Raw genomic sequence first — 15,837 nt, forward strand, 5'->3', positions numbered from 1 at the left:
TTTGTAGCGCAACCGTCACGGATTAACTATCTTCGCGCCAGCCTCGGTAGGTTCATGCTCAAGGGCCGTCCGCGCAGGCACCAGGACCTGCTGTGGATAAGTCTGCGCGAAATGCACCTCGCCACAGTTATCCACAAGCTTTTTCAAGCGCTGGTTGAACGCGCGACTCACCGCATATTGCCCGCCCGACACCGTGCGAAACTGCGCAGTGAGCACCACGCCATTAAGGTCCATCTTGTCGACGCCAAACACCTCCAGCGGCCCTTGCAGGTTGTACTTGAGGAACACGTCATCACGGATCGACTGCCCCGCCTCGCGGATCAGCTCCACCGCCTTGTCCACGTCCGTGTCGTAAGTGAACTGCACCGAGAAGAACGCATACGCAAATTGCCGCGACTGGTTGGTGACTGCCTTGATTTGCCCGAACGGCACCGAGTGCACAAAGCCCTTGCCATCGCGCAGGCGCAGTGTGCGAATCGTCAGGCCTTCGACGGTGCCGGCGTGGCCCGAGTCGAGCACCACCCAGTCGCCAATGGACAGGGTGTCTTCGATGATGATGAACAGCCCGGTGATCACGTCCTGCACCAGTTGTTGCGAGCCGAAACCAATGGCCAGGCCGACCACCCCGGCACCGGCCAGCAGCGGCGCGACGTTGATCCCGAGATTGGCCATGGTAGTGATCGCGCAGATCACCACCAGAATGATCTTCACCGCATTACGCAGCAGCGGCAGGATGGTTTTCACTCGCGTGCTGGGCTGGCGACTGGAGCGTTTGTTGACCGGCGGTTTCAACGCTTCCTGGATAGCCGTGTCGAGCACCACCCAGAACAGCCAGGTCATCAGCAGGATCAGGCCGATGCTGCTGAGAGAATCGCTGATCGCCCGACCCACCGAATTGCGTTGGGCGAATTCGAACAGCGACACCCCCCAGATCCGCCCGAGGATCTCGATAAACGCGATGGCCATGACAATACGCAGGATCGCGTGCAACAGGCTGAGGAAGCGTTCCTTGTAGGCACTGCTGCGCTGAATCGCCACCTGGCTGCGCGACTTGAACAGGTGTTGCAACACCGTGCTGAGAAACACCGTGCCGATCAGCAGGATCGTGGTGAACAGCGCGCAACGCAGGGTCTTCTGATTATCGTCGCCGGCGCCGATCAGGTTGATTCCCGAGACCAGCACCATCAGCAGAATCGGCCAATACCACAACCCGGAAAACACCCGCAGTGATTGCTGCAACGCCGGATGTTTGAGGCGTTGGGCCAACGGCCGGTTACGAATCAGATGAGCCACCGGCCGACGCAGTCGTACCACCAGCACGCCGAAGATCACCGCCGCGAACAAACCGGTAAACACCGCGATACTGCTGGTGATATTGCCACCGAGCTGGCGAGCGATCTGGGGGCTGGTCAACGCATCGCTGAGGGCCGCGAGAAAGCCGATCAGGAACAGCGGTTTGGGGCAGTAGCTGCGAATAATCCGAACCGCCGGGCGCTTGTGTCCGACATTGAACATGACAATGACGCACAACAGCATCGAGGTAGAAAAAATGCCGCTGCTGGTGGCGTAGGCAAAACACAGCGCCAGCGCGCGACCTATGGAGGTGGGTAAAAAGTGGCTGACATACAGGGTCAGCGGCAGGCAAATCAGCGCAGGAATCGTATAGGGAATCACGTACCCGAGCACTGCCAGCAGGCGCTCGCGCCGCTCGAAGAAAGTGCGACGGCCCAAGCGCTGCACGATAAACCGCCCCAGGAGCGTCAGCACCACAAAAGCCCCGCACCACACGCCGGACAGCAACAGGAAATCCCCCGCCACGCTCCAGGGTGAGCGCGCAGCCGTCTGATTGACCAACCGCCCGACCTCATCGGCCGCTCGGTCCGCCCGCAGGCGCCACTCATCGATCAGGTTCTGATTGAGATCGAGCTTTTGCTGTACGTCATCAATGCTGGAACTGATCGCCCCCAGCAAACCGCCCTCCACCAGCAATTCCGGCTTCGCCGGCGCTTCAGGTTCAGGCGCCGTGGCCGCAGCCTGTAGCGCGCCACTGCCGCAGAACAGCAGCGCGCCGAGCAGTAATGCAGTCTTTAGATTCAGCAAAACACCGGGCTCCTTCAGAAGGGTCTGTAAGGAACTGACGGGTTTGGGCGTTGATCGTTCCCCTTCAGCGACATCTTTATGCCGTCTGTAGGACGCTGGAAACTTTCAGCCAAAAATCACAGTCAGCCATAAACAGGGGGCCAGGCCCCCACTTCTTCCACAGGAGCAATCATGGCTGCGATCCCCGACTGGGTGCCCATCACCCCCAGCGTCGCCATCACTCGCTTCACGGTGCTGACGGTCAATATCCACAAGGGCTTCACTGCCCTGAACCGACGTTTCATCCTGCCCGAGCTGCGTGAAGCGGTGCGCAGCGTGGGCGCCGACATGGTGTTCCTCCAGGAAATCCACGGCACCCACGAACGCCACCCCCAGCGCTTCAGTGACTGGCCGAACATGCCGCAGTACGAGTTCCTCGCCGACAGCATCTGGCCGCAGTTCGCCTACGGGCGCAATGCCGTCTATCCCCATGGCGACCACGGCAATGCGCTGCTGTCGAAATTCCAGATCGTGCGCCATGACAACCTCGATATCTCCCAAAGCGGCCATGAAAACCGTGGCCTGCTGCATTGCGTGCTGCGTATGCCAGGTACCGGCCAGGAGATACATGCGATTTGCATCCACCTGGGCTTGCGCGAGGTACACCGCCAGCAGCAATTACGCCTGATCGAACAGCGCATCAGCGAGATCCCGGCCGACGCGCCGCTGGTGGTCGCCGGTGATTTCAACGATTGGCGACAAAAGGCCGACCTGAGCAAGGCCGGCTTGAAGGAGGTGTTTATTGAATCCATGGGCAAACCTGCGCGCACCTTCCCGGCGCGCCTGCCGTTGCTGGCGCTGGACCGGATTTATGTGCGCAATCTGAAGGTGCATAACCCTAGGGTGCTGACGACTCGGCCTTGGTCCCACCTGTCCGACCATGTACCGCTCTCGGTGGAGATCGAGCTATGAACGTGGCCGTGGAACATATCTCCACCGACCAGCCGCCGGACGAAGCCAAGGCTCGCGACCTGGATTACGGCTGGCAGAGTGGCAACCAGATTGAGTTGCTGGAGAACGGCGAGGCCTATTTTCCCAAGGTGTTCGAAGCCCTGCGCGCGGCCCGACGGGAGATTCTGCTGGAGACCTTCATCCTCTTCGAAGACAAGGTAGGCCATGAGCTGCAGGGCATCTTGATCGAGGCCGCAGAGCGTGGGGTCAAGGTAGTGGTCAGCCTGGACGGTTTTGGTTGTGGCGAACTGAGCCCAACGTTTCTCGGCGAACTGGCGGCCGCCGGGGTCACGGTGCAAATGTTTGACCCGGCATCCAAGACCCTGGGTTTTCGCACCAATTGGTTTCGCCGCCTGCACCGCAAGATTGTGGTGGTGGACGCTGAAGTGGCGTTTATCGGCGGGATCAATTTCTCCGCCGATCACCTGGGGGATTTCGGCCCCGAAGCCAAGCAGGATTACGCGGTGCAGGTAATAGGCCCCGCCGTGGCTGACCTGCATCACTTCGCCCTGGCGCAAAGCGGTCGCCAGGTCCGCACGCGACGTGGCTGGCGGCGGCGCCAGCAGCGGCCTTCGTTGTGGTCCACCGACAAGGGCGACGGCCTGGTGCGCCTGATTTACCGGGACAACGTACAGCATCGCGATGACATCGAAGAGGCGTATATCCACGCGCTGAGCAAGGCACAAAAACGCGCGGTGATTGCCAACGCCTACTTCTTCCCAGGCTATCGCCTGCTGCGCGAAATCCGCAACGCCGCGCGCCGGGGCGTGCACGTGCAACTGATCATGCAGGGCCAGCCAGACGTCCTGCTGGCCAAACTGGCGGCGCGGATGCTCTACGACTACCTGCTCAAGGATGGCGTGGTGATCCACGAATATTGCCAGCGCCCGCTGCACGGCAAAGTCGCGTTGGTGGATGACGAATGGAGCACCGTGGGGTCGAGCAATCTGGACCCGTTGAGCCTGTCGCTGAACCTGGAAGCCAACGTATTGATTCGCGACCGCGGATTCAATCAACAGCTCTACAAACGCCTGGAGATACTCGCCCGCGACCACTGCCAGACCATGCCGGAAAACCGCAAGCCGCGCCTGTGGCTCTGGCGATTGACGGTGGGTTTTCTGGTGTTTCATGTGATGCGCCATTTCCCTGCGTTGACGGGTTGGCTGCCCGCGCACAAGCCACGTTTGAAACCGATTGAGAGCCAGGCCAATGACCACTGAATCCAGGTTCAAACGCTGGAAGAAACCGCTGACCATCGCCTTCTTCCTGGTGCTGATCGTGTTGTTCACCCTGCTCGCGCGGCGTATCGATTGGAGCGAAGTGGTGCAAACCCTGGGCGACTTCAAGGTGCGCACACTGGTGATTGCAGGTGCACTGACACTGTGCAGTTTTCTGGTGTACGCCAGCTTCGACTTGATCGGCCGCACCTACATCCGTCAGAACCTGGTGTGGAAGCAGATCCTGCCGGTGGGCATCATCAGCTACGCCTTCAACCTCAATCTGAGCGCGTGGGTCGGCGGCATTGCCATGCGTTATCGGCTGTATTCGCGACTAGGGGTGAGCACCAGCAATATCGCCAAGATCCTCGGTCTGAGCCTGGCCACCAATTGGTTTGGCTACATGGCGATTGCCGGGGTGGTGTTCAGCAGCGGCCTGGTGACCATGCCGCCGGGATGGAAAGTCAGCACCACCGCATTGCAAGGCATTGGCGCATTGTTGGTACTGGCCAGCCTCGGCTATCTACTGGCCTGCCAGTTTTCGAAGAAACGCGCGTGGACAATTCGCGGCATGGAAATCAACCTGCCATCGGTGCGCATGGCGTGTTTGCAGTTGATGCTGGGCGCGTTGAATTGGTCGCTGATGGCCGCGGTGATCTTCACCCTTTTGCCGGCCAAGCTGGACTATCCGCTGGTGCTGGGCGTGTTGTTGATCAGCGCGATTGCCGGGGTGCTCACCCATATTCCGGCCGGGCTGGGTGTGCTCGAAGCGGTCTTTATTGCGCTGTTGCAGCATGAAGCGTCGCGGGGCAGCTTACTGGCCGGGTTGATTGCGTATCGGGCCATCTACTTTATTGTGCCGCTGCTGATCGCACTGGTGATGTATCTGGGCGTGGAGGCGAAGGCAAAGGCGTTGCGGGTGAAAAAAACACCCGCCTGAACGCTTACTGGGATTGGATGATGCTCAACCGCTCGCCCACCACCATCTCGGTGATCCAGTCCACCAGGATTGAGGTGTACGCTTGCTGGGACACCGGATCGCTGAGGGAATGGTCGGCGCCGTCGATGATGCGATGGGTCAGGGAGTGAGTCTGCTGGCACGCCGCGCGGTAACTCATGATGGTGGCATGGGGCACGTGGTCATCGGTTTCCGACTCAACGATCAAGACATCCCCGGTAAACGCCGAACACGCGTGCAAGGCGCGATTGGTTTCGGCGTGGACCAAGGTGCTGCGGTAATCCATCAGGTCGGCCTTGTCCAGATCACGCTTGGGCTTGAGCCACTCATGATCGCGGTACAGCGCCGGCACGCGCAGCGCCAGCCAGCGCACCGGGCGCAGTGAGGTGAGAATCGCCGCGAGGTAGCCACCGTAACTGGTGCCCACCACCGCGACCGCCGAGGTGTCGATGGCCGGGTGCGCCAACAGCCGGTCATAGGCCGCCAGCAGGTCGCGCAGGTTGTCTTCGCGGGTGACGCGCGACAATGGAATGCCCGTGCCAGCGTGCCCGCGCAAGTCGAAGGTCAGGCAGACACAGCCCAAGCCGGCGATGCCTTTGGCGCGCTCAAGGTCTCGCTCCTGGCTACCGCCCCAACCGTGCACAAACAACACGCCGGGCACTTTGGATTTGGGGCTCAGGAAGGTGCCGCTCATCTGTTCGTCGTCAATATCGATCGCAATGCTTTCGCTTCTAGCCGTCATAAGATTTAACCGTCACGTACTTGAGAAGAAACTCGCTGTTTTCCGCCGGGCCGCGATACACCTCGATGGCATCGGCCGGCAACGGTTGGTCCACATAGGTTTCCACGGAGGACACATGGATCGCACGCAGGCCAGGGTTGTTGATAAAACTTTGTAGCGCCGCGACTTCCGCGCTGCTGGCCCCGCCCATCCGCCAGGATTGTTCGAGCACACCACTGCGGCGCTGGCCGTCGCTGTCGAGACCCTGGGCAATGTCATAGTTGCGCCGCGATGCATAGAAGCCAGGGTAGGCTTCATCGGCAGCCGTATCGAAGACCTGGGCTTGTTTGATGGCTTCGCGTACGTCGTCGGGCAGTTGGAGCTGTAACAGGTCTTCGTAGTAACCCGGCACCACCAGCAGGTTGGAGCCACCGTAAACGTCTTCGCCCTGCCCGTCTTGCGTCAGGTATTGCTCGCCGCAGTAGCTGAACACGTAATCACCGATAAAGCTCTGGCCGACGCTGTGGGTGACCACGTCGTGCAGGTCTTGCTCCAGCACCACGCCTTCGCTAAAGAGTTTCGCGGCATCAGGTCGCGCCAGCAGCGCTTCGAATTCATCCAGGCTGTGGATAACTTCCTGCCCTCGGCCCGCGCAGGCGTGCACGGGTTTCAAACGGATGGGTCCACTGTAGAGCAAGCGCGTGGCGGCTGGGCGCGCGTCTTCCAGTGCGAAAACGCTCAAGCCGTCCAGCACGACTTTACGGACACGCTCGCAGAACAGTGCCGACCAACCTTCGGGCGCTTTGGCTTCAGGGCCGAGCAAACCATGGCTGATGGCTTTGGTGCAGATGAAATCGTGGTCAACGTACCCGCCCCACAAATCCTGCGGCCCCGTGATATTGAGCGCTCGCGCCTGGGCCGGGCCGACCAGGGTTTGTGTGGGCAGCAGGTACAGCGCCAGCCCCGCGTGCAGATCAGCGTCATAACTGCCACCGAACTTGAGCCCGAGGATCTGCGCCAGCCAGCGCGCCAGGGCGCGGTTGGTTTCGATTTCATGCAGGGGCGCGCCCTCACGTGTGGAGTGAGCGACTACCAGCTTCTTGCGTTGAATCGGGGTCATGCGTCCCCCTTGGCCATCCCGCCATGTGTGTATACAGAACGTTGCAGAGATCAGGCCAAGGCGCTCTCGGGCAAGAATACTTTCAAATCAACCAGTTGCTGAAAAACCGATGGCAGTTGGCCTGCTCTTTTCTGCACGACGCCCTTCTGATGCGGCGGCGTTCTGCACGATTCACACGCCGAAACGGCTGCGGTAATCGCTGGGCGCCAAGCCGGTGATCTTCTTGAAGGTGGCGCGAAAGGCACTCGGGTCCTGGTAACCCACAGTCCAGGCGATATGGTCGATGGTGCCGTTAGTGAATTCCAGCATCTGCCGCGCCTTGCCCACGCGCAAGTGCTGACAGTATTCGGTGGGTTTCAAACCCGTGGCGTTGCGAAAGCGCCGTAGGAAGGTGCGCTCTTCCAAACCGGCTTCCCGGGCCATCGCGGCCAGGGAAACATCCACCGCGCCGCTGGCCTGCAACCAGTGCTGAACCTTGAGGATGGCCGTGTCGCCGTGGCCGAGAATCGGCGCAAAGTTACTGCCGCATTGGCTGGCACTGTCACTGTGTTCGATCACCAGGAACCGCGCGGTATCGGCCGCGATACTTGGGCCCATCAGGCGGTCGACCAGGCGCAGGCCGAGTTCGGACCAGGCCATCAAGCCGGCAGTGGTGATCAGGTCGCCGTCATCGACGATGGGCTTATCCGCCTCCAGGCGCACCGCCGGGTAACGGGCGGCGAAAGATTTGGCAGAAGACCAATGGGTGGTGGCACTACGTCCGTCAAGCAACCCACTGCGCGCCAGCATGATCGAGCCAATGCACACACCGCCCAACACCGTACCCGCCGCGTGTTGCTGGCGAATCCACTCCAACAGCGCGAGGGGCGCCTGGTCTTCGGTGAATTCACCAATCGACGGCGGCACCAGCACGGCCATCATCGGTTGCTCGGGGCCAGGGTGACTGCTGAATACGCGCGCCGGTTTACCGGTAACATCCACCTGCCAATGGCTGACCCGCAGCAAGGGCAATTGCGCGGATTGATGTTCGGCGGCGATGCGGTTGGCCACGCCGAACAGGTCGGTCAAGCCATGCACGGCGGCCAACTGCGCACCTTGATAGATCAACACGCCCAGCTCGACGACCACCATTGTCAGTTTTCCCCCTGTTATTGTCGGCGCAGCCAATCCCCGGTGCGGGCGCCAGCTAAGATACTGGGCCCATCAACCCATCACGAGGCAACACAACATGGCCAAGCAAGCGCTCATCCTAATCGATATCCAGAACGACTACTTCCCCCAAGGCAAGTGGCCACTCGACGGCGTGGACGCCGCGGCAGACAAGGCCGCGCAAGTACTGCAGGCGTTTCGCCAGGCAGGCGATGCGGTGATTCATGTGCGCCATGAGTTCACGTCCGATGACGCGCCGTTCTTCACGCCGGGCTCCGAAGGGGCGCATCTGCATTCCAAGGTGCTGAACGAAGGCAGTGAGCCGGTGGTGCTTAAACACTTTGTGAATGCGTTTCGCGAAACCAACCTGCGCGCACTGCTGGAACAACGCACCATCACAGACCTGGTAGTGGTTGGCAGCATGAGCCACATGTGCATCGACGGCGTGGTACGGGCGGCGGCGGACCTGGGCTACAAGGTCACGGTGATTCATGACGCGTGCGCGACACGGGACCTGGAGTTCAATGGCCAGGTGATTCCGGCGGCGCAGGTGCATGGGGCGTACATGGCGTCGCTGGCCTTTGGTTATGCGGGTGTGGTGTCGGCAGATGAGTACTTGAAAGCGCAAGCGGCGGCGGCTTGACCGCCACTTGTCGTCTTAGCGTCAGCGGGTCGCGATGATGAACAGGCGCGGAAACGGCAGCAACACGGTGCCATCCGCCAGGGCTGGATAGGCCTGGGTAATCCGCGCCTGGTATTCCTGCAGGAAGGCGGCTTTCTCGCCGTCGGTCAAAGGCGCAAGGAACGGTCTGAGCGCCGATGCTTTGAACCACTCCACCACCGCCGCGTGGTCCGCCAACGGGTGCTGATACGTGGTGCGCCACACATCGACGGTACTGCAATGCTTGCTCAGCAGTTCGTAGTAGTAGCTCGCGGTATGACGCTGGTTGTGTTTGACCGCGCCGATCTTGGCCGACCAAGGACCATCGGCCGCGACGTCGCGGGCAAGCCGGTGGGCAGGCTCATCGAGGTTGTCCGGGGTTTGCACCGCCAGCGTGCCACCGGGCGTCAGTTGGCGGGCCAGGTGCGGGTAAAGCATGGCGTGATCCGGTAACCATTGCAGGGACGCGTTGGCCAGGATCACATCGAAGGCTTGCACAGGTTTCCAGTCACCTATATCCGCCAGTTCGAAGCTCAGTGCCGGCAGCCGTTTGCGGGCGTCCACCAGCATGTCGTCGGAGCTGTCCATGCCGGTGACATGGGCTTGCGGAAAACGCTCGGCCAGCACTTCGGTGGAGTTACCGGGGCCGCAGCCCAGATCCACGGCGTTGCGCACCTCGGCATTCGGAATGGCCGCGACCAAGTCACGGACGGGACGGGTGCGCTGTTGTTCGAACAGTGTGTATTGCTTGGCAGACCAGGTCATCGCGGCTTTCCATCTTGTTGACGTTGGCGCCAGCCTAAATCGTGTGAGCCTCGAGGACAAATACCGAGTGCTGCACGCCTGGTCCGCTGTCCCGAAAACAGCCTCCCCGGTACAAAGCGTTTATAGTCACGACACGTTGAAGATGACATACCTCGTTTTTTGCCTAGGGATGGGAGGCCTATATGACACTCGGAGAATTTCTCTCCCCGGTTACTGCACTTGTTCGTTTGATCACCACGCTGTTCGGCCGAAAGCCCAGCCTCCCCCATAAACGCCTGGAGGCGCGCCTGCTGCTCAGGGGCATCGTGGCTGAGATACCGAAAGAACTGCCGTTTCGCATATGTGATGAAGAAGGCAATCAGCACAGAGGCGTGTACGTGATCGGCATGCTGATCTGGAACAAAGGCAATCAACCGGTCGTGCAATCGGACCTGACGCCATCGGCGCCACTCCAGATACAGGTCGGCGATGACTGCACCCTGGTGAGCGCCAAGACCGTCCCTTTCGAAGACCAGACCGACTGTGCGGCAACGATTACAAGCCCGACGACAATACGCATCGACTTTGACTGCATAAACCCCGGTGAGTACCTGATTGTGCCCATCTTCGTGACGGGCAACGCCATGACCGAAGTCAAGGTTATAGGGCGAATCATCGGGCAGGACAGTCCGATTGATCATACGGCGGAGGAAGTCAGGGCACCGTTCCTCGAACGCTTATCGATGTTGACCTGCTTGCTGCTCATCTTCAATACGTTGCCGGGGTTCTTCATCGCGGGCGCGCTTCTGCTACGGGACTACGGCCTGGACGTCATCTGGAACAAGCCCGAGAGCCTCCCGCCGTACTTGACGCTGCCGTTCACGATGGGCGCGATGATGCTCTTCCTGTTCATCACTTCTCGCATCGTGTATTGGGTCGAACGGCGAAATTATCCGCAGGGCTACCCCCTTCAAGCGGATCTTGAACCTCCCTTGCTGGAGAATATCCGGGCAATGCTCAGCACCGTGTTCAAAGGCAAGAAACATCGGATATCCACATCATTGTTCGACTGGGGAAAACCCATCTTGCTGACAGGCAAGAAAGCCAAACGACGCTCCGTGGATGATTGGATTCGATAGCCTCATGGCCAAGGCCTGTGTCACACCCAATAAAAAACCCCTGAGTCATGGGACCCAGGGGTTTGATGGATACTGACGCGAAGTCGTCCGTCAGAACGGAATATCGTCATCAAAGCTGTCGAAATCCGGAGCCGGTTGCGGGGCAGCCTGTTGTGGCGCTGGGCGCGACTCACGCTGTGGCTGCTGGCTTGGCTGTGGGCGGGACTGCTGTGGACGCGGTGCCGAGTTGGACATGCCGCCTTGGCCTTGTTGGTCGCCCTGCGGACGGCCGCCCAGCAGTTGCATGGTGCCTTGCATGTCGACCACGATTTCAGTGGTGTAACGCTTGATGCCGTCTTTTTCCCACTCGCGGGTCTGCAGTTTGCCTTCGATGTAGACCTGCGAACCTTTGCGCAGGTACTCACCAGCGATCTCGGCAACCTTGCCGAACATCGACACGCGGTGCCATTCGGTTTTCTCGACCTTCTGGCCAGTCTGCTTGTCGGTCCACTGTTCGCTGGTCGCCAGACTCAGGTTGGTCACGGCGTTACCGTTAGGCAAGTAGCGAACTTCGGGATCCTGGCCGCATGTACCGACCAATATGACTTTGTTAACCCCACGGGCCATAACGTTCTCCTAGGCTGGGCGCGCTGTCGGCACTGGGTTGACCAGTTGCTCGAGCGTCGCGCGATCCAATAATTCGGTGTCCAATTTGATGTAAATGGCCGCCTCTTCCGCGACCACGACTGCATCTGTTACCCCTACGACGGCCTTAAGGCGCTCTACCAGGCCGCTTTCGCGGATCGCCTCAGGCGATAGCGGCAAACGCAAACTTGTGACGTAGGGAGGTTCGCGCATGGTAACAGCAAAGGCCAGCCAAAGTGCAGCCAGCCCGGCGCATCCGAGGAAGACAACCGACAAACCGCCATGCTGGAACATCCAGCCCCCCATGATGCCGCCCAGTGCAGAGCCGAGGAACTGACTGGTGGAATACACGCCCATCGCCGTGCCCTTGCCACCGGCCGGTGAAACTTTACTGATCAGCGAAGGCAGTGAAGCCTCCAGCAGGTTGAACGCAGTGAAGAACACCACCGTGCCGATTACCAGCGCCCGCAGGCTGTCGCCGAACTGCCAGAAGAATAGCTCAGTGAGCATCAGCGTCGTGACGGCACCGAGCAGGATTCGTTTCATTTTGCGTTTTTTCTCGCCATAAATGATGAACGGAATCATGGCGAAGAATGAGATCAGCAGCGCTGTCAGGTAGACCCACCAGTGCTGTTCCTTGGGCAGACCGGCTTTTTCCACCAGTGCCAGGGGCAAGGCAACGAAGCTGCACATCAGCATGGCGTGTAATACGAAGATACCTAAATCCAGGCGCAGCAGGTCGGGGTGCTTGAGTGTCGGCAAGAGTGCCTTGCGCGCGACACCCGATTCGCGATGCTGCAACGTGCCGGTGGAGCGCGGCACCATAAAGGCCACGATCACGATGCCGAACAGCGCCATGCCACCGGTGGCGAGGAACAGTCCGTGCAGGCCGAACGCGCGGGTCAGCAAAGGGCCGACGACCATGGCCACGGCAAACGACAGACCGATGGTCATGCCGATCATGGCCATGGCCTTGGTGCGGTGTTGTTCGCGGGTCAGGTCCGACAGCAAGGCCATCACGGCCGCGGAAATCGCGCCGGCGCCTTGCAGGATACGCCCGGCAATCACGCCCCATATGGAGTCGGACTGGGCCGCCAGCACACTGCCGAGGGCAAACACGATCAGCCCGAGGTAGATCACCGGGCGACGGCCAATACGGTCGGAAATGATCCCGAACGGGATCTGGAAAATGGCCTGGGTCAGGCCATACGCGCCAATGGCCAGGCCAATCAATGCGGGGGTCGCGCCGGCGAGATCCATTCCATAGGTCGCCAGCACCGGCAACACCATAAACATGCCCAGCATACGGAAGGCGAACACCAGGGCCAGACCGCTTGCCGCTCGGGTCTCGCCGCTACTCATGCGCTCGCTGTGGGGATCGTGCATGGAAAAACCTCATGTGAACCGGCGGCGATTCTACCAGTCCCATCGATTGAGAGGGTATATGCGGCGCTTTGCCGCGCAGCTTTCATCTAAGGCTGCAAGCGGCCTTTTGACAGTGTATATTCATCCAGTCTTTAGCCGTATACTCCGGCATTATTTACGCCCGCCGTGCGAGGCCATCTTGGACAAGATCCTGATTCGTGGGGCTAGAACCCACAACCTGAAGAACATCGACCTGACCCTGCCCCGGGACAAACTGATCGTCATCACCGGTTTGTCCGGGTCCGGCAAATCGTCCCTGGCGTTCGACACGCTGTATGCCGAAGGCCAGCGTCGCTATGTGGAATCGCTGTCGGCCTATGCCCGCCAGTTCCTGTCGATGATGGAAAAGCCCGACGTCGACACCATTGAAGGCCTGTCGCCGGCGATCTCCATCGAACAGAAGTCGACCTCCCATAACCCGCGCTCTACCGTGGGCACCATCACCGAAATCTACGACTACCTGCGCCTGCTGTATGCACGTGTGGGTATTCCGCGTTGCCCGGACCACGACATTCCCCTGGAAGCCCAGACAGTCAGCCAGATGGTCGACCTGGTGCTGGCCCAGCCGGAAGGCGCCAAGCTGATGCTGCTGGCACCGGTGATCCGTGAGCGCAAGGGTGAACACCTTTCCGTCTTCGAAGAGCTGCGGGCGCAAGGTTTTGTACGTGCACGCATCAACGGCAAGCTCTATGAGCTGGACGAGGCGCCGAAGCTCGACAAGCAGAAGAAGCACTCGATCGATGTGGTCGTTGACCGTTTCAAAGTGCGCGCCGATCTGCAGCAGCGCCTGGCGGAATCCTTCGAAACCGCGCTGAAGCTGGCCGACGGCATTGCACTCGTGGCGCCGATGGACGACGAGCCGGGCGAAGAGATCATCTTCTCCGCGCGCTTTGCCTGCCCGATTTGCGGCCACGCCATCAGCGAGCTTGAACCCAAGCTGTTCTCCTTCAACAACCCGGCCGGCGCCTGCCCGACCTGTGATGGCCTGGGGGTGAAGCAGTTCTTCGACATCAAGCGCCTGGTCAACGGTGACATGACGCTGGCGGAGGGGGCGATACGCGGCTGGGATCGGCGCAACGTTTACTACTTCCAGATGCTGGGGTCGTTGGCGTCGCATTACAAGTTCAGCCTGGAGGTACCGTTCAACCAACTGCCGGCGGACCAGCAGAAGGTCATCTTGCACGGCAGTGGTTCGCAGAACGTCGACTTCAAGTACCTGAACGACCGTGGCGATATCGTCAAGCGCTCGCACCCGTTCGAAGGCATCGTGCCGAACCTGGAGCGTCGCTACCGCGAGACCGAATCGGCCAGCGTGCGCGAAGAACTGGCGAAATTCCTCAGCACACAACCTTGCCCGGATTGCCGCGGCACTCGCCTGCGTCGTGAGGCGCGGCATGTGTGGGTGGGCGAGAAAACATTGCCGGCGGTGACCAACCTGCCGATCGGTGATGCCTGCGAATACTTTGGCGTACTCAAGCTGACCGGCCGCCGTGGAGAAATCGCCGACAAGATCCTCAAGGAGATTCGCGAGCGGTTGCAGTTCCTGGTCAACGTTGGCCTGGATTACCTCTCTCTGGACCGCAGCGCCGATACCTTGTCCGGCGGTGAAGCACAGCGCATCCGCCTGGCCAGCCAGATCGGCGCCGGCCTTGTGGGTGTGTTGTACATCCTCGACGAACCGTCGATTGGCCTGCACCAGCGCGACAACGATCGCCTGCTGGGTACGTTGAAACACCTGCGGGATATCGGCAACACGGTGATTGTGGTCGAACACGATGAAGACGCGATTCGCCTGGCGGATTACGTGGTTGATATCGGCCCGGGCGCCGGTGTGCATGGCGGACATATTGTCGCTGAAGGCACCCCGGCCGAAGTCATGGCTCACCCGGACTCGCTGACCGGCAAATACTTGTCTGGCCGCGTCAAGATCGAAGTGCCGGCCAAACGCACACCGCGTAACAAGAAGCTGGCGCTGCACCTCAAGGGCGCACGCGGTAACAACTTGCGCAATGTCGACTTGGAAATTCCAATTGGTTTGCTGACATGCGTGACCGGTGTTTCCGGCTCAGGTAAATCGACGCTCATAAACAACACGTTGTTTCCCTTGAGTGCCACTGCCCTGAACGGCGCGACCACCTTGGAAGCGGCGGCGCACGACAGCATCAAAGGCCTGGAACACCTGGATAAGGTGGTCGACATCGACCAAAGCCCGATTGGCCGGACGCCACGTTCCAACCCGGCGACCTACACCGGTTTGTTCACGCCCATTCGTGAACTGTTTGCCGGGGTTCCGGAATCCCGCTCACGGGGTTACGGGCCGGGTCGGTTCTCGTTCAACGTCAAGGGCGGACGCTGCGAAGCGTGCCAGGGCGACGGCTTGATCAAGGTGGAAATGCACTTCCTGCCGGACATCTACGTGCCGTGCGATGTGTGCAAAAGCAAGCGCTACAACCGCGAGACCCTGGAGATCAAGTACAAGGGCAAGAGCATCCACGAAACCCTGGAGATGACCATCGAGGAAGCGCGGGTGTTCTTCGACGCAGTTCCGGCGTTGGCGCGCAAACTGCAGACGCTGATGGACGTGGGTTTGTCGTATATCAAGCTGGGTCAGTCGGCGACCACGCTGTCAGGTGGTGAGGCGCAGCGGGTGAAGTTGTCTCGCGAGCTGTCCAAACGCGATACCGGCAAGACCCTGTATATCCTCGATGAGCCGACCACGGGCCTGCACTTCGCGGATATACAGCAATTGCTGGACGTGCTGCACCGCCTGCGCGACCACGGCAACACCGTGGTGGTAATCGAGCACAACCTTGATGTGATCAAGACGGCCGATTGGCTGGTGGACCTGGGGCCGGAAGGCGGTTCCAAGGGTGGCCAGATCATTGCCGTAGGCACGCCGGAGCAGGTCTCCGAAATGCCGCAGTCGCATACCGGTTACTACCTGAAGCCGTTGCTGGAACGCGACCGGGCCTGACCTTTTCAGGCCCAA

General features: G+C 60.3%; 13 protein-coding genes. 6 read left to right on the forward strand and 7 right to left on the reverse strand.

Going from position 1 to position 15,837, the window contains the following annotated elements:
• Positions 1–15: 15 nt before the first annotated feature.
• Positions 16–2,100, reverse strand: a complete 2,085-nt coding sequence (locus tag AB4N92_RS08935; protein WP_021492987.1) for a mechanosensitive ion channel family protein — start codon at positions 2,098–2,100, stop codon at positions 16–18.
• A gap of 171 nt (positions 2,101–2,271) precedes the next feature.
• Between AB4N92_RS08935 and AB4N92_RS08940 the strand changes: the two genes are divergently transcribed.
• Genes AB4N92_RS08940 through AB4N92_RS08950 form a run of 3 tightly spaced genes read left to right on the forward strand, consistent with a single transcriptional unit; the run spans position 2,272 to position 5,247 of the window.
• Complete coding sequence (locus tag AB4N92_RS08940) at positions 2,272–3,051, forward strand: endonuclease/exonuclease/phosphatase family protein (protein ID WP_010206859.1); 780 nt, start codon at positions 2,272–2,274, stop codon at positions 3,049–3,051.
• Positions 3,048–4,310 (forward strand): cardiolipin synthase ClsB, encoded by a 1,263-nt coding sequence (gene clsB, locus AB4N92_RS08945; protein WP_010206860.1) that lies wholly within the window; start codon positions 3,048–3,050, stop codon positions 4,308–4,310. Before AB4N92_RS08940 ends, clsB begins: the two co-directional genes overlap by 4 nt.
• The gene (locus AB4N92_RS08950) at positions 4,300–5,247 is read left to right on the forward strand and encodes a lysylphosphatidylglycerol synthase domain-containing protein (RefSeq protein ID WP_010206861.1); all 948 of its coding nucleotides are present in this window, start codon (positions 4,300–4,302) and stop codon (positions 5,245–5,247) included. The genes clsB and AB4N92_RS08950 overlap by 11 nt, the downstream gene beginning before the upstream one ends.
• Positions 5,248–5,251: 4 nt before the next feature.
• Here AB4N92_RS08950 and AB4N92_RS08955 read toward each other — a convergent pair whose 3' ends face one another.
• The 3 genes from AB4N92_RS08955 to AB4N92_RS08965 all read right to left on the reverse strand — a co-directional run bounded on the left by AB4N92_RS08955 (position 5,252) and on the right by AB4N92_RS08965 (position 8,237).
• Positions 5,252–6,007 carry an alpha/beta hydrolase family protein gene (locus tag AB4N92_RS08955; RefSeq protein WP_010206862.1) on the reverse strand — a complete coding sequence of 252 codons (756 nt, stop codon included), beginning with the start codon at positions 6,005–6,007 and terminating at the stop codon, positions 5,252–5,254.
• Complete coding sequence (locus tag AB4N92_RS08960) at positions 5,997–7,106, reverse strand: DUF3182 family protein (RefSeq protein ID WP_137206170.1); 1,110 nt, start codon at positions 7,104–7,106, stop codon at positions 5,997–5,999. The genes AB4N92_RS08955 and AB4N92_RS08960 overlap by 11 nt, the downstream gene beginning before the upstream one ends.
• A 171-nt stretch (positions 7,107–7,277) precedes the next feature.
• Positions 7,278–8,237 carry a GlxA family transcriptional regulator gene (locus AB4N92_RS08965; protein ID WP_137206169.1) on the reverse strand — a complete coding sequence of 320 codons (960 nt, stop codon included), beginning with the start codon at positions 8,235–8,237 and terminating at the stop codon, positions 7,278–7,280.
• A gap of 97 nt (positions 8,238–8,334) precedes the next feature.
• Here AB4N92_RS08965 and AB4N92_RS08970 point away from each other — a divergent pair, with 97 nt between their 5' ends.
• On the forward strand, positions 8,335–8,898 hold the full coding sequence (locus AB4N92_RS08970; RefSeq protein ID WP_042570818.1) for a cysteine hydrolase family protein: 564 nt from the start codon (positions 8,335–8,337) through the stop codon (positions 8,896–8,898).
• A gap of 21 nt (positions 8,899–8,919) precedes the next feature.
• Here the strand turns inward: AB4N92_RS08970 and tam are convergent, their stop codons facing one another.
• A complete protein-coding gene (gene tam / locus AB4N92_RS08975) occupies positions 8,920–9,681 on the reverse strand; it encodes a trans-aconitate 2-methyltransferase (protein ID WP_042570817.1) in 762 nt (253 codons plus the stop codon).
• A 182-nt stretch (positions 9,682–9,863) separates the two neighbouring features.
• Between tam and AB4N92_RS08980 the strand changes: the two genes are divergently transcribed.
• Complete coding sequence (locus AB4N92_RS08980; RefSeq protein WP_021492992.1) at positions 9,864–10,799, forward strand: hypothetical protein; 936 nt, start codon at positions 9,864–9,866, stop codon at positions 10,797–10,799.
• A gap of 90 nt (positions 10,800–10,889) precedes the next feature.
• Here AB4N92_RS08980 and AB4N92_RS08985 read toward each other — a convergent pair whose 3' ends face one another.
• Together AB4N92_RS08985 and AB4N92_RS08990 are read right to left on the reverse strand one after the other, a co-directional pair.
• A complete protein-coding gene (locus AB4N92_RS08985; protein ID WP_003232445.1) occupies positions 10,890–11,405 on the reverse strand; it encodes a single-stranded DNA-binding protein in 516 nt (171 codons plus the stop codon).
• A 9-nt stretch (positions 11,406–11,414) separates the two neighbouring features.
• Positions 11,415–12,809, reverse strand: a complete 1,395-nt coding sequence (locus AB4N92_RS08990) for an MFS transporter (RefSeq protein WP_010206876.1) — start codon at positions 12,807–12,809, stop codon at positions 11,415–11,417.
• 178 nt (positions 12,810–12,987) lie between these two features.
• Here AB4N92_RS08990 and uvrA point away from each other — a divergent pair, with 178 nt between their 5' ends.
• A complete protein-coding gene (gene uvrA / locus AB4N92_RS08995; protein ID WP_010206877.1) occupies positions 12,988–15,822 on the forward strand; it encodes an excinuclease ABC subunit UvrA in 2,835 nt (944 codons plus the stop codon).
• Positions 15,823–15,837 lie beyond the last annotated feature (15 nt).

This window comes from Pseudomonas sp. S3_A09 (assembly GCF_054668065.1).

What these genes read in the sequence shown, in the direction of transcription:
- AB4N92_RS08940 (WP_010206859.1), top strand. Translation starts at nt 2,272, where the DNA reads ATGGCTGCGATCCCCGACTGGGTGCCCATCACCCCCAGCGTCGCCATC.
- clsB (WP_010206860.1), top strand. Translation starts at nt 3,048, where the DNA reads ATGAACGTGGCCGTGGAACATATCTCCACCGACCAGCCGCCGGACGAA.
- AB4N92_RS08950 (WP_010206861.1), top strand. Translation starts at nt 4,300, where the DNA reads ATGACCACTGAATCCAGGTTCAAACGCTGGAAGAAACCGCTGACCATC.
- AB4N92_RS08955 (WP_010206862.1), bottom strand. Translation starts at nt 6,007, where the DNA reads ATGACGGCTAGAAGCGAAAGCATTGCGATCGATATTGACGACGAACAG.
- AB4N92_RS08960 (WP_137206170.1), bottom strand. Translation starts at nt 7,106, where the DNA reads ATGACCCCGATTCAACGCAAGAAGCTGGTAGTCGCTCACTCCACACGT.
- AB4N92_RS08965 (WP_137206169.1), bottom strand. Translation starts at nt 8,237, where the DNA reads ATGGTGGTCGTCGAGCTGGGCGTGTTGATCTATCAAGGTGCGCAGTTG.
- AB4N92_RS08970 (WP_042570818.1), top strand. Translation starts at nt 8,335, where the DNA reads ATGGCCAAGCAAGCGCTCATCCTAATCGATATCCAGAACGACTACTTC.
- tam (WP_042570817.1), bottom strand. Translation starts at nt 9,681, where the DNA reads ATGACCTGGTCTGCCAAGCAATACACACTGTTCGAACAACAGCGCACC.
- AB4N92_RS08980 (WP_021492992.1), top strand. Translation starts at nt 9,864, where the DNA reads ATGACACTCGGAGAATTTCTCTCCCCGGTTACTGCACTTGTTCGTTTG.
- AB4N92_RS08985 (WP_003232445.1), bottom strand. Translation starts at nt 11,405, where the DNA reads ATGGCCCGTGGGGTTAACAAAGTCATATTGGTCGGTACATGCGGCCAG.
- AB4N92_RS08990 (WP_010206876.1), bottom strand. Translation starts at nt 12,809, where the DNA reads ATGCACGATCCCCACAGCGAGCGCATGAGTAGCGGCGAGACCCGAGCG.